This window comes from Microbacterium sp. NPDC055442, assembly GCF_053644215.1.
The window spans coordinates 8,157-21,608 of sequence record NZ_JBSHLF010000004.1; the positions used below are offsets into that span (position 1 = coordinate 8,157).

Consider the following 13,452-nt stretch of genomic DNA (forward strand, 5'->3'; position numbering starts at 1 on the left):
TCCGGCTGATGCCCCCCCCTGCCCCTAGAGACTCCACCGGGGCGCCGAGACTGCGGGTGAACCCCGCAGTCTCGGCGGCCGGTTGCAGTCTCGCGGTCAGGGGGTGGGTGTCGGTGGGGACGTTTAGGCTTAGCTGGCAATGTCTGACCCCCTCCAGCCCCTCATCGTCGGCGACGATCGCGGACCCGCGACGCCCGACGCCCGCCCCGACGAAGACCTCCTTCACGGTCTCAACCCGCAGCAGCGCGAAGCGGTGATCTACCGCGGGCCCGCGCTGCTCATCGTCGCGGGCGCCGGCTCCGGAAAGACGAGCGTGCTCACGCGCCGCATCGCATCGCTCCTGCGCGGGCGCGAGGCGTGGCCCAGCCAGATCCTCGCGATCACGTTCACGAACAAAGCCGCAGGCGAGATGCGCGAGCGCGTCGGCCAGCTCATCGGCGACCGCGCCCAGGGCATGTGGATCTCGACGTTCCACTCGGCGTGCGTGCGGATCCTCCGACGCGAGGCCGAGCAGTTCGGGTTCACCAAGGCCTTCACGATCTACGACTCGGGTGACTCCCGAGCGCTCATCAAGCGGCTCGTGAAAGAGCACGAAGCGGATGCCTTCGGCCTGACCCCGGCAGCGGTGCAGAGTCGCATCTCGAAACTCAAGAACGAGCTGTCCGATGCCGAGTCCTACGCGCGCTCCGCGAACCTCAGCGACCCGGCGGAGCGCATCTTCGTCGAGCTCTTCTCCGACTACCAGCGCGCCCTGCAGAAGGCGAACGCGTTCGACTTCGACGACCTCATCGGGCAGGTCGTCTACCTCTTCCGCGCGTTCCCGCACGTCGCCGACGTCTACCGGCGGCGCTTCCGCCACATCCTCGTCGACGAGTACCAGGACACCAACCACGCGCAGTACTCACTCATCCACGAGCTGACCCGGCCGCCGAGCGGCGACCCTTCGACAGGCTCAGGGACCGGGGGCGGGGGATTCGAAGCGTCGAACGGGATGATGATCTTCGACCCTTCGACAAGCTCAGGGGCCGGTACAAGCTCAGGGGCCGGTGCAAGCTCAGGGGCCGGAGGCCGCGACGACGAGGGCGCGTCACTCACCGTCGTCGGCGACTCCGACCAGTCGATCTACGCGTTCCGCGGTGCCGACATCCGCAACATCAGCGAGTTCGAACGCGACTTCCCGGGCGCCAAGGTCGTGCTCCTCGAGCAGAACTACCGGTCGACGCAGAACATCCTGAGCGCGGCGAACGCCGTCATCGGCCACAACTTCGACCGCAAGGACAAGAAGCTGTGGACCGACACCGGTGCGGGCGAGAAGATCGTCGGATTCACCGGCTACTCGCAGCACGATGAAGCGCAGTTCGTCGCCGACGAGGTCGAGGTGCTGCGCCGCGGCGGCATGGACTACTCGCAGATGGCGGTGTTCTACCGTACGAACTCGCAGTCCCGTGCGCTGGAAGAGATCCTCATCCGCTCGGCCGTGCCCTACAAGATCATGGGCGGAACGAAGTTCTACGAGCGTGCGGAGATCAAGGACGCCCTCGCCTATCTCGTGGCCGTCGCGAACCCCGCCGACGAGATGGCGGTGCGTCGCATCCTGAACCGTCCGCGCCGCGGGATCGGCGACGTGACCGAGACGGCGATCGGCCGCTACGCCGCCGACGAGGGCATCACGTTCCGCGACGCGCTCGCCAACGCCTCGGCGCTGGGCGTCGGACCCAAGATCCAGGCGGCGATCACGCAGCTCGATGCCGTGCTGGCCGAGGCGACCGCTCTCATGCTGCCCGCGAGCGGCGAACTCGCCCCGCCGACGGCCGTCGCCGCGGGGCTGCAGCTCTTGCTCGCGAAGAGCGGCTATCAGGATGCCCTGCGCGCAAGCCGCGACCCGCAGGATGAGGCGCGCCTCGAGAACCTCGACGAGCTCGTCGCCGTCGCCCGCGAGTTCGCGCGCAACAACCCCGAGGGCACCGTCATCGACTTCCTCGGCGAGGTCGCCCTCGTCGCCGACGCCGACGACCTCGACGACACGGCGGGCTCGGTCTCGCTCATGACGCTGCACACCGCGAAGGGACTCGAGTTCGACGCCGTCTTCCTCACCGGTGTCGAAGAGGACCTCATCCCGCACCGCATCTCGGCGGGAGAGCCCGGCGGCCCGCAGGAAGAGCGTCGCCTCTTCTACGTGGGGGTGACGCGGGCCCGAAAGCGCCTCTACCTGTCGCTCGCCATGACGCGCGCGCAGTTCGGTGAGGTCACCGTCGCGATGCCGAGCCGGTTCCTGCAGGAGATCCCCGCCGATCTCGTGCACTGGCGGCAGTCGCCGGGTGACGTCAATTCACGCGGCGGCACGCGCACGCGCGCGCTCAACGGGCGCGCACCGGCCGGCTCGAAGCGGTACGGCGACGACCTCGTGCCGCTGCCGCGGCGTGACGCGCCCGCCCGCGATGGTGAGTCGATCAAGCGGTTCGCCAATCGCATCCCGGCGAAGGTTCGCGACAACGGCGACATGCAGCTCGCGCCCGGCGACCGCATCCGCCACGAGGACTTCGGCGACGGCAAGGTCGATCTCGTGACGGGCGAGGGCGCCAAGCGCGTCGCGCACGTGCGGTTCGACACGGCCGGAGCCAAGAAGCTGCTCATCAAGATCGCCCCGATCGAGAAGCTGTAGCGACGGCCCCGCGGGCTAGGCTCGATCGCATGGCCCTCTTCTCGCGCCGCCCGAAGCGCCAGCCCGACGAACCCGCCGAGACCCCCCAGGTCGAGACGCCGGGCACGACTGCCGACGTCACGCCCGAGGGCACCGACGCCGCAGCATCCGTCGGCATCTCGGTCTCGGCGTTCCGCGGCCTCGGCACACCCGACCCGGCCCCCGCCCCGGCTGCCGCTGCGCGACCGACCGGGCCCGACGCCGCCGCCGCGACGCAGCGTCCTGCCGAGACGATCCCGGGTCTGCGCGACAACGTGCTGCTGCGCGAGAGCCTCGCGCGACTGCCCGAGAAGCCGACGCCCGAGCAGGTGCTCGACCTGGCCCGCCAGGTGCTGCAGGGCCACCTCTTCCTGCGCGTCAAGGGCGATGCCCGCGCGCTCATCGCCGAAGGCAAGGAGCTGCCGCTCGCGATCGCCAACGCCGGCGACCGGCAGTACGCGATCGCGTATTCGAGTGGCGCGGGGCTGGCCGCGAGCGTGCGCGCCGACGGCGATGCCGACACGTCGGCGATGGGACAGCCCGCGATGGTCGTGCTGCGTCATGTGCTGGCGAGCACCACGGCGGGACTCGTGATCGATCCCGCTTCGGCGCCCGCCCGTATCGTGCTGCCGCGTCCGCTCATCGAGCGCATGCTCGCCGCCGTCGACGAGAAGCTCGCGATCAAGACGCTGCTCGCCGACGAGCGCACGGATGCCACGCCCGCAGCCGTCGCCGATGCGATGACCCGTGCGCCGATGTGGGTCGCGGTCAACCGCTCCGAAGACGGTGCGCCGGTCGGCATCGCCGAGGGTCGCGCGCCCGACGGATCACGCTACGTCGAGGTCTACTCGCACCCGCTCGAAGTCGTCGCCACCGGACGCGGAGACCAGGCGGCGCCGCTCACGGCACCGCAGCTGGCGGCGATGCTCGCCGCCGACGAGTCTCTCGCCGGCGCGATCATCGACCCGCGCGGACCGTGGATCCGCCTCTCGCGCGGCGACCTGGCGCCCGTGCTCGCGCTCGCCCCGTAACGCAACCGGGTGACGGATGCCGCGTCCCGGCCTATCGTCGAGGCATGGCGTCCGAACGCATCGCACTCATGATCCCCGGCCCCGACGGCGACCACGAAGTAGGACTCTCGAGCCCCCACCGTGTGCTGTGGCCCGAGCTGGGCATCACGAAGCACGAGCTCGTCGACTATCTCCTGGCCGTCGCGCTGCCGTTCCTCTCGGCGAACGGCGATCGGCCCGTGTCGCTCGAGCGCTTTCCCGAGGGCGTCGACGGCGAGCGGTTCTATTCCAAGAACCCGCCCAAGGGGGCGCCCGACTTCGTCGACACCGTCACCGTCACGTACAACAGCGGCCGGCGGCATCCTCAGATCGTGCTCACCGAACCCGCCGCGATCGTGTGGGCGGCGCAGATGAACACCGTCGTCTTCCACCCGTGGGCCTCGCTCGCCTCGGATCCGGACCACCCCGTCGAACTGCGCATCGACCTCGACCCGCAGCCGGGCACCGATTTCGCCGACGCCGCCGCCGTCGCGCCGGTGCTGCGCGAGGTGCTCGCCGAGGCGGGCCTCGAAGCGTTCATCAAGACGAGCGGAAACCGCGGCATCCATGTCTTCAGCCCCATCCAGCCGGAGTGGGAGTTCCTCGATGTGCGGCATGCCGTGATCGCGGCGGGGCGCGAACTCGAACGGCGGATGCCGGACGCGGTGACGATGAACTGGTGGAAGGAGGAGCGCGGCGAGCGCATCTTCCTCGACTTCAACCAGGCCAATCGCGACCGCACGATGGCGGGGGCCTACAGTCCGCGTGCGCTGCCGGGAGCGACCGTCTCGGCGCCGCTGACGTGGGACGAGCTGGCCGATGCCGATCCCGCGGCGTTCACGGTGCGCTCGATGCCGCAGCGGCTCGCCGACGTGGGCGATCCGTGGGCGGGCATCCAGGAGAGCCCGGGGCGCATCGACACGCTGCTTCAGTGGTGGCAGCGCGACCTCGCCGACGGGCTCGGCGAGCTGCCGTTCCCGCCGGAGTTCCCCAAGATGCCGGGTGAGCCGGCGCGCGTGCAGCCGAGCCGGGCCAAGAAGACGGACTGAGCGACGCCACGTCGAGCCCGATGTCGTCCGGGCTCCTCCGGGCCCCGTGTCAGTCCAGGACGTCGCCGAGATCGTACGCCGAGACGTGTTCGAGCTGGTCGTACGTGCAGGATCGCGGTTCGCGGTCGGGCCGCCAGCGCTCGAACTGCACCGTGTGGCGGAACCGCTGCCCCTCGAGCTGGTCGTAGCGCACCTCGAGCACGAGCTCGGGACGCAGCCGCACGAACGACACGTCCTTCGAGGCCGAGAAGCGCGACCGGTCGGTCTCTCCCTTCACGGCGGAGCCGTCGTCGTCGCGCTCGACGAGCGGCGCGAGCTCGTCGATGAGCTCGAGGCGGCGCGCGTTGCTCCACGCGGCGACGCCGCCGACCGACACGAGCGTTCCGGCGTCCGTATACAGCCCGACCAGGAGCGAGCCGACGCCGCTGCCCGACTTGTGCACGCGATAGCCCAGCGCGACGACGTCGGCGGTGCGCGAATGCTTGATCTTGAACATGGCCCGCTTGTTCGGCGCGTACGGCTGTGCGAGCGGCTTCGCCACGACGCCGTCGAGACCGGCGCCCTCGAACTCGGCGAGCCAGCGCTCGGCGACGTCGCGGTCGAGGGTCGCCCGGGTCACGTGTACGGGGTGCGGCACGTCGCCCAGCAGGCTCTCGAGCGCGACGCGCCGCAGCGCGAACGGCTCGGGCTGCAGGTCCTGATCGCCGCGCGCGAGCAGGTCGAACCCGATGAACATGGCGGGCGTTTCGGCCGCGAGCATCGTGACACGCGACTGGGCGGGGTGGATGCGCTGCGAAAGGGCTTCCCAGTCCAGCCGCTGCGCGCCCGGCGCCCCCGTCGGGACCACGATCTCGCCGTCGATGAGGCATGGCTCGGGAAGCAGCATCCGGAACGCGTCGACCAGTTCGGGGAAGTAGCGGGTGAGCGGCTTCGCGCCGCGCGAGCCGATCTCGACGTCGTGGCCGTCCCACGACACGAGGGCGCGGAAGCCGTCCCACTTCGGCTCGAAGCTCAGCCCGCCGGGCGTCTTCGCCGGGTCGGGCACGGCCGGGACGGACTTCGCGAGCATGGGCGCGGGGATGTCGTACGGCATGCCCCCATCCTGCCCGGGGCGTCTGCGGTGCGACAGCGCCCGCCGGATCAGGGGGCCGTGACCTTCCGTGCCGGGTGGACGCGGCGGAGGATCCACTTGTGTCCCTCGACGAACGCCGTGACGAGGACGAGCAGTCCCAGGCACACGAGCCACTCCGAACCGGTGAGCGCGGTCGCGCCGACGATGTTCTGCAGGAACGAGATCTCGGTCGAGGCCACGATGACGACGACGGGCCAGACGAGGAGCTTCGCGACCGCGGCGATCGGTGCGGTGAGACCGGTCTCGGGGGAGCGTCGCATGAGCACGGCGCTGATGACCGTACCCAGGCCCACCACGACGTAGGCCATCGTCATGGCATGGGACGGCTCCGTCGCGCTCGGTTCGTCGGGCCCCCACACGAGCGGCACCCACGAGGCGAGGAAGATCGCGGCGCCGTAGAGCCCCCACTCAGCGAGGGCGCCGCCGTTGGCGACCCCGAGCTTCGGGTTGCGCGGTGGACGGTCCATGATGCCGGGCGGCTGGGCGTCCGCGGCGATCGCCAGGACCGCGAACAACGTCACGAAGAAGTTCAGGAACAGCACCATGCCGGGAAAGAGCGCGACGCCGTCCGCGACGGCGAAGACGGATGCCGCGAGGAAGAGCAGCAGCAGCGACACCAGCTGCGACATCTGGAAGCGCAGGTACGACGTGATCTTGTCGTAGACGATCCGGCCGAGTTCGACCGCGCGCACGAGGGTCGCGAAGTTGTCGTCGGTGAGGACGAGCTTGGCCGCCTGCTTGGTGACCTCCGAACCCGAGCCCATCGCGACGCCGACGTCGGCCTGTTTGATCGCGGCCGCATCGTTCACCGCATCGCCGGTCATCGCGACGATCTCGCCCTGTGACTGGAGCAGCTGCACGAGGCGCAGCTTGTCCTGCGGTGTGACGCGGCCGAACACATGCAGGTCGGGCAGGTCGGTCAGAAGCTCCGCGTCGTCGAGCTTGTGCAGGTCGGCTCCGCTGATGGCCCCCGCGCCGAGCCCCAGTTCCGCGCCGATCGCGCCCGCCGTCACGGCGTGGTCGCCCGTGATCATGCGCACTTCGATGCCGGCGCGCTGCGCGATCTCGACGGCGATCTTCGAGGAGGGGCGCAGGGGATCCACGATTCCGACGATGCCGATGAGATCGAGATCCCCGACGTACGACATCGGGTCGGCGGCCACCGCCGTCTCGTCGGGCGGATCCAGGAAACGTGCGCCGATCGCGAGCGTGCGCAGACCGCTCCGGCTCATCGACTCGAGCTCCTCGGTGACCTCGGACGGGTCGATCGGGACCGTTCCGCCGTCCTCGTCGTACATCCTCGCGCAGCGGCCGACGATGATGTCGGGAGCGCCCTTGACGAATTCGACGATCCGCTCCTGCCCGTTCCACGTGAGGCGGTGGAAGGTCGCCATGAACTTGTACTCGGAGTCGAACGGCACCTCCGCGATGCGCGGGTGGTCGCGTCGGGTCGCGTCGGCGTCGACGCCGAGCTTGGCGGCGAGGACGATGAGCGCCGCCTCTGTCGGGTCGCCCACGACGGCGCCGTCGACCGACACGGTCGCGTCGTTCGGGAGCGAGAGGGCCAGCCCGAGACGCGTCGCCTCGACGGCATCGCCTGCCGCGCGCAGGAGCTTGCCGTCGAACGAGTACCCGCCGCCGGTCACCTGGTAGTGCGCGCCGCCGAACCAGACGGTGCGTACGGTCATCTCGTTGAGGGTCAGGGTGCCCGTTTTGTCCGAGCAGATGGCGCTGGTCGCACCGAGCGTCTCGACGTCGGCGAGGCTCGCGACGATCGCCTTCTCCTGGGCGAGATGCGTCGCACCCCACGACAGCAGGCTCTGCACGAAGGTGGGCAGCCCCGTCGGGATCGCCGAGATCGCGACGGCGGTGCCCAGGAACAGCAGCTCGCTGATCTCCTGACCGCGCAGGGCGCCGATCACGATGATGATCGCCACGGCCACCCACGCGACGATGCCGATGACGCGGGTCAGTCCGTCGAGTTCTCGCTGCAGCGGAGACCGTGAACTCGAGACGGTCGACAGCAGCGTCGCGATCCGCCCGACCTCGGTGCGCATCCCCGTCTCCACGACGATCATCCGCGCCGTGCCGCGCGTGACCGACGTGTTCTGGAACAGCATCGACGTGCGGTCGGCGAGCGCCGCGTCGTGCTCGTTCGCGGAGGGACCCTTCTCGATCGGGAGGGACTCGCCCGTCAGCGCGGACTCTTGCGTCTCGAGGGTCGCGGAGCGCACGATGCGCCCGTCCGCCGGTACGAGATCGCCCGCTTCGAGGTCGACGATGTCGCCGGGAACGAGCGCGGTGGCATCCACGAGTTCGATCGATCCGTCGCGCACGACGCGGGCCTGCGGACTCTGGAGCTTCGCGAGCGCGTCGACGCTGCGGCGGGCCTTGAGCTCCTGCCGCGTGCCCTGCAGCACGTTGAACGCCACGAGCAGTCCGACGATGATCGCCGTGCTGATCTGACCGATCAGCAGGGACACGACGGCGACGGCGATGAGCATGAGGGTCATGAGCTCGACGAGCTGCGTGAGGGCGATCTTGATCGCGCTGGGCGGCGGGGCGCTCACGAGCGCGTTGGGTCCGGTCGCCGCGAGTCGCTGCGCAGCGGTCGCCGAACCGAGCCCCGTCACGACGTCGGTGTCGAGCTCGGACGCCACGGCATCCGGCGCGAGCGACCACCACGCGGTCGGTGCCTCCACCGATGTCGTCTTCGGTGCGCTCACGAACGACCCCCGTCCCGCGCAGCGTGACCCCTGCGTCATGCACAGAATATTGGTTCGTGCCGCTCGCCGATACGGGCGCAGATGTCAGTCGTCGAGCTGCTCCCGGAGCCGGCGGGCGACCTCGACGGTCGGCATGGAGCGCGGGAACACCGCCACGACCACATCGTCGTCGGCGGGACCCTGCCCGTCGCGCTCGGGGAGGACTCCGAAGCGACGCATCGCACCGTCCAGCGCGCGCCGCAGCACCGAGACGGGCACGCGCTTGGGGCCGCGCAGCAGCTGGCGCAGCACATGATTGTGCACGGCTGTCACGAGCGCCGAGAAGCCGACCGCGTCGAGCGGGTCGAGCCCCGGAAGCGCCTCGCGGAGATACTCGTCGAAGAGCCGCTCATAACGGAAGACCGTGACGATCTCGCGGTCGCGCAGAGCCGGCACTCCGCGGACGATCGCGTATCGGCGCCGCGCGAGCTCGGGATCGGCGGCGAAATGGGTGAAGACGCGGACGGATGCCTCGCACACCGCCCGCCAGGGGTTCGCGTGGGGCCGCGCGAGGTCGTGGCGCAACTCGTCGAGCAGCAGCTCGTGATCGGCGAAGACGACATCGTCCTTGCCCCCGAACTGACGGAAGAAGGTGGACCGGGAGACGCCCGCGGCCTTGGCGATCTGCTCGACGGATGTCTGGTCGAAACCCTGCTCGGCGAACAGTTCGAGGGCCGCCGCGACGACGGCGGCGCGGGAAGCGGCGGGGGTGGTGGCGGTGTCGGACATCTCGCAGCGAGCCTAACCCTCTCGGTGCCACGGGCCCCCGTGTCAAGCCCGTCGACCCGGCGGGCACCGTGGCGTTCACTGAAGTGATGACCACCCTGTGGAAACACGACCGGGCGGAGCCGACGGGCACCGCGTTCGAATCGGGTGCGCGCCGCGACGTCGTCGTGGTCGGCGCCGGCATCACCGGCCTCAGCACGGCGCTTCTGCTCGCACGCGACGGGCTCGACGTCGCGGTCGTCGAGTCGGGCGGCGTGGGGGAGCTCACGACGGGCGGGAACACGGGCAAGCTGTCGCTCCTGCAGGGCAGCGTCCTGTCGACGCTGCGGCGGCATCACCCTGCGTCGCTCGCGCGCGCGTACGTCGATGCCAACCGCGCGGGCGCCGAGTGGATCACCGCCTTCGCCACCGAGGCGGGGGTGCCGTTCTCGCGGCGCACCGCCTATTCGTACGCGCAGACGCAGGAGGGCGTGGAGACGGTCGCCGCCGAGGCGGCAGCTGCCTCCGAAGCCGGGCTCGCCGTTCACCGGATCGCGGCGGACGCGGTCGAATGGGGGTTCCCGATCGTCGACGCCGTCGCCCTCGAGGGCCAGGTGGCGATCGATCCGCAGGCGCTCACCGTCGCGCTCGCCGAGGCGTTCGTCGCCGCGGGCGGAGCACTGCACCTGGGCACCCGCGTCCGGCACGCGCACGTCGTGCCGGAGGCCGTCGTCGAGACCGACGCGGGCGCGATGCGGGCCGGTCACGTCGTGCTCGCGACGGGCACGCCGATCGTGGATCGCGGACTCTACTTCGCGAAGACCCACGGCCTCCGCTCGTACTGCGTCGCGTTCGAGGTCGACGGCGACGTGCCCGACGGACTGTTCCTGTCGGTCGACGGTCCGACGCGATCGCTGCGGTCCGTGACGGTGGATGACGGACCTGCCGGACGCGCGCAGCTCGTCGTCGGAGGGAACGGCCATCCCGTGGGGCGCGGGGGCGCCGAACAGGAGCGGATCGACGATCTCATCGACTGGACGCAGCGGCATTTCCCCGGTGCGCGCCCGGTCGACGCGTGGTCTGCGCAGGACTACGAGTCGCACAACCTCGTCCCCTTCGTCGGCGCGATGCCGCGCAGTCTCGGGCGCATCCGCTTCGCGACGGGGTACGCCAAGTGGGGGCTCACGAACGCTCCCGCCGCGGCGCTGCGGCTCGCCGCCGAAGTGCGACGGACACCGTGGCGCGAGCGCCCCGACTGGATGAACACGATCGCGCGGCGGATCACGGTGCCCGCCGACCTCGCCCGCGGCGGCGTCGAGACGGTGAAGGTCGGATGGGAGGCGGCATCCGGCTGGATCGACGCGCAGCGCACCGCGGTGCCCGTCCCGCGTCCCGCGGAGGGCGAGGGCGTCGTCGCGCACCGCGGCGGGAAGCCGATCGGCGTCTCGACGGTGGACGGCGTCACACGTGCCGTGAGCGCCGTGTGCACGCATCTCGGCGGAGTCGTGTCGTGGAACGAAGCCGAATGCACGTGGGACTGCCCGCTGCACGCCTCGCGCTTCGGACCCGACGGCACGCGGCTCGAGGGCCCCGCGGTGCGCGACCTCGAACACCTGCCGCGGGTCCCGTCCGAACCGGCGGGGTCCGAGGCCGCGGCCGCGCAGTAGTACGCTGGGTCGGTCGATCTCTCTCGACGTCGAGGCGCTTTTCCAGCGCGCCCCTCCCCATTCGCCACCTGCGAAGGAATGCACTGTGGATCTATACGAGTACCAGGCACGAGACCTTTTCGAGAAGTACGAGGTGCCGGTGCTCGCCGGCATCGTCGCGGACACTCCGGAGGAGGTGCGCGCAGCGGCCGAGAAGATCGGCGGCGTCGTCGTCGTGAAGGCGCAGGTCAAGACCGGGGGCCGCGGCAAGGCCGGCGGCGTCAAGGTCGCCAAGAACCCCGATGAGGCGTTCGAGGCCGCGCAGGCGATCCTGGGCCTGGACATCAAGGGCCACGTCGTCAAGCGCGTCATGGTCGCCGAGGGTGCGCGCATCGACAAGGAGTACTACTTCTCGGTGCTGCTCGACCGGGCGAACCGCTCGTACCTGTCGCTCGCGAGCGTCGAGGGCGGCATGGAGATCGAAGAGCTCGCTGTCGAGCGCCCCGAAGCGCTCGCGCGCATCGCGGTCGACCCGCAGCAGGGCATCGACAAGCAGAAGGCCGTCGAGATCGCCGAGGCGGCGGGTTTCGCCCCCGAGCTCGTCGACAAGGTCAGCGACGTCTTCGTCAAGCTCTACAACGTCTACACGGGTGAGGACGCGACACTCGTCGAGGTCAACCCGCTGATCCTCTCCGAAGAGGGCGACATCATCGCGCTCGACGGCAAGGTCTCGCTCGACGAGAACGCCGAGTTCCGTCACCCCGGTCACGCGCTCCTCGAAGACAAGGATGCCGCGGACCCGCTCGAGGCCAAGGCGAAGGAGAACGACCTCAACTACGTCAAGCTCGACGGCGCCGTGGGCGTCATCGGCAACGGCGCGGGCCTGGTCATGTCGACGCTCGACGTCGTCGCGTACGCCGGTGAGAACCACGGCGGCGTGAAGCCGGCGAACTTCCTCGACATCGGCGGCGGCGCCTCGGCCGAGGTCATGGCCGCGGGCCTGGACGTCATCCTCGGCGACCCGCAGGTCAAGTCCGTCTTCGTCAACGTCTTCGGCGGCATCACGGCGTGCGACGCCGTCGCCAAGGGCATCGTCGGTGCCCTCGCCGAGCTCGGCGCGAGCGCCTCGAAGCCGCTCGTCGTGCGCCTGGACGGCAACAAGGTCGACGAGGGACGCGCGATCCTCCGCGACGCGAACCACCCCCTCGTGACCCTCGCCGAAACCATGGACGAAGGCGCCGACAAGGCCGCCGAGCTCGCGAACGCGTAACCCCTTCGACGAGCTCAGGAACCAAAGGAACTACTATGTCGATCTTTCTGAACAAGGACTCCAAGGTCATCGTCCAGGGCATCACGGGCGGCGAGGGCACGAAGCACACCGCCCTCATGCTCAAGGCCGGCACGCAGGTCGTCGGTGGCGTCAACGCCCGTAAGGCCGGCACGACGGTGCTGCACAAGGCGAAGGACGGCTCCGACGTCGAGCTGCCCGTCTTCGGCTCCGTCGCCGAGGCGATCGAGAAGACCGGCGCCGACGTGTCGATCGCGTTCGTGCCGCCCGCCTTCACGAAGGACGCGATGGTCGAGGCCATCGATGCCGAGATCCCGCTCCTCGTCGTGATCACCGAGGGCGTGCCCGTCGGCGACACCGCCGAAGCGTGGGCGTACGCGCAGTCCAAGGGCAACACGACGCGCATCATCGGCCCGAACTGTCCCGGCATCATCACGCCCGACGAATCGCTCGTCGGCATCACGCCGGCCAACATCACGGGCAAGGGCCCGATCGGCCTCGTGTCGAAGTCGGGCACCCTGACCTACCAGATGATGTACGAGCTGCGCGAGATCGGCTTCTCGACGGCCATCGGCATCGGCGGCGACCCGATCATCGGCACGACGCACATCGATGCGCTCGAGGCCTTCGAGGCCGACCCCGAGACGAAGGCGATCGTCATGATCGGCGAGATCGGCGGCGACGCCGAAGAGCGCGCGGCCGACTTCATCAAGGCCAACGTCACCAAGCCCGTCGTCGGCTACGTCGCGGGATTCACGGCACCCGAGGGCAAGACGATGGGCCACGCCGGTGCGATCGTCTCGGGCTCGGCGGGCACGGCACAGGCCAAGAAGGAAGCGCTCGAGGCCGCCGGCGTCAAGGTCGGCAAGACGCCGTCCGAAGCCGCCGCACTCATGCGCGACATCATCAATTCGCTGTAAGCGTCTGAACGAAAGCGGATGCCGGGACTCTGAGTCCCGGCATCTGCTTTTTCGTTCGCCTTTTCGAGGTTCGGATGTATTCCAGGACAGGAATCGGACTCTGGGTCTTGTGGAGGGTCATCCCCGACCCCTACAGTTCGAATCGGACTGCGAGTGGGTGATCGACGCTCGCATGGGGGACGGGGATCTCAGCAGGACGATTGGGCAGAAAGGGCCCC

At 69.9% G+C, this 13,452-nt stretch carries 9 protein-coding genes; 6 read left to right on the plus strand and 3 right to left on the minus strand.

Going from position 1 to position 13,452, the window contains the following annotated elements; genetic code table 11:
• The first annotated feature begins 139 nt into the window (after positions 1–139).
• Genes ACWIBS_RS10015 through ligD form a run of 3 tightly spaced genes read left to right on the plus strand, consistent with a single transcriptional unit; the run spans position 140 to position 4,778 of the window.
• Positions 140–2,662, plus strand: a complete 2,523-nt coding sequence (locus tag ACWIBS_RS10015) for an ATP-dependent helicase (protein ID WP_376128793.1) — start codon at positions 140–142, stop codon at positions 2,660–2,662.
• Between the two features lie 29 nt (positions 2,663–2,691).
• A complete protein-coding gene (locus tag ACWIBS_RS10020; RefSeq protein WP_376128792.1) occupies positions 2,692–3,711 on the plus strand; it encodes an SseB family protein in 1,020 nt (339 codons plus the stop codon).
• 44 nt (positions 3,712–3,755) lie between these two features.
• The gene (ligD, locus tag ACWIBS_RS10025) at positions 3,756–4,778 is read left to right on the plus strand and encodes a non-homologous end-joining DNA ligase (RefSeq protein ID WP_376128790.1); all 1,023 of its coding nucleotides are present in this window, start codon (positions 3,756–3,758) and stop codon (positions 4,776–4,778) included.
• A gap of 49 nt (positions 4,779–4,827) precedes the next feature.
• On the opposite strand, the gene ACWIBS_RS10030 is transcribed toward ligD, so the two are convergent.
• The 3 genes from ACWIBS_RS10030 to ACWIBS_RS10040 form a co-directional block, all read right to left on the minus strand.
• Positions 4,828–5,871 carry an ATP-dependent DNA ligase gene (locus ACWIBS_RS10030; RefSeq protein ID WP_376128789.1) on the minus strand — a complete coding sequence of 348 codons (1,044 nt, stop codon included), beginning with the start codon at positions 5,869–5,871 and terminating at the stop codon, positions 4,828–4,830.
• 47 nt (positions 5,872–5,918) lie between these two features.
• The gene (locus tag ACWIBS_RS10035; protein ID WP_454136923.1) at positions 5,919–8,612 is read right to left on the minus strand and encodes a cation-translocating P-type ATPase; all 2,694 of its coding nucleotides are present in this window, start codon (positions 8,610–8,612) and stop codon (positions 5,919–5,921) included.
• A gap of 108 nt (positions 8,613–8,720) precedes the next feature.
• Positions 8,721–9,404, minus strand: a complete 684-nt coding sequence (locus tag ACWIBS_RS10040; RefSeq protein ID WP_376128785.1) for a TetR family transcriptional regulator — start codon at positions 9,402–9,404, stop codon at positions 8,721–8,723.
• 86 nt (positions 9,405–9,490) lie between these two features.
• Between ACWIBS_RS10040 and ACWIBS_RS10045 the strand changes: the two genes are divergently transcribed.
• The 3 genes from ACWIBS_RS10045 (at position 9,491) to sucD (ending at position 13,234) form a co-directional block, all read left to right on the plus strand.
• Positions 9,491–11,047, plus strand: coding sequence for an FAD-dependent oxidoreductase (locus ACWIBS_RS10045; RefSeq protein ID WP_376128783.1), 1,557 nt, complete (start codon positions 9,491–9,493; stop codon positions 11,045–11,047).
• An 85-nt stretch (positions 11,048–11,132) separates the two neighbouring features.
• The gene (gene sucC / locus ACWIBS_RS10050; RefSeq protein WP_376128781.1) at positions 11,133–12,296 is read left to right on the plus strand and encodes an ADP-forming succinate--CoA ligase subunit beta; all 1,164 of its coding nucleotides are present in this window, start codon (positions 11,133–11,135) and stop codon (positions 12,294–12,296) included.
• 35 nt (positions 12,297–12,331) lie between these two features.
• Entirely contained in the window at positions 12,332–13,234 is a 903-nt protein-coding gene (gene sucD / locus ACWIBS_RS10055; RefSeq protein ID WP_376128780.1) for a succinate--CoA ligase subunit alpha, read from the plus strand.
• Positions 13,235–13,452 lie beyond the last annotated feature (218 nt).

Coding starts and splice junctions, on each gene's coding strand:
- ACWIBS_RS10015 (WP_376128793.1), top strand. CDS start 140: ATGTCTGACCCCCTCCAGCCCCTCATCGTCGGCGACGATCGCGGACCC.
- ACWIBS_RS10020 (WP_376128792.1), top strand. CDS start 2,692: ATGGCCCTCTTCTCGCGCCGCCCGAAGCGCCAGCCCGACGAACCCGCC.
- ligD (WP_376128790.1), top strand. CDS start 3,756: ATGGCGTCCGAACGCATCGCACTCATGATCCCCGGCCCCGACGGCGAC.
- ACWIBS_RS10030 (WP_376128789.1), bottom strand. CDS start 5,871: ATGCCGTACGACATCCCCGCGCCCATGCTCGCGAAGTCCGTCCCGGCC.
- ACWIBS_RS10040 (WP_376128785.1), bottom strand. CDS start 9,404: ATGTCCGACACCGCCACCACCCCCGCCGCTTCCCGCGCCGCCGTCGTC.
- ACWIBS_RS10045 (WP_376128783.1), top strand. CDS start 9,491: ATGACCACCCTGTGGAAACACGACCGGGCGGAGCCGACGGGCACCGCG.
- sucD (WP_376128780.1), top strand. CDS start 12,332: ATGTCGATCTTTCTGAACAAGGACTCCAAGGTCATCGTCCAGGGCATC.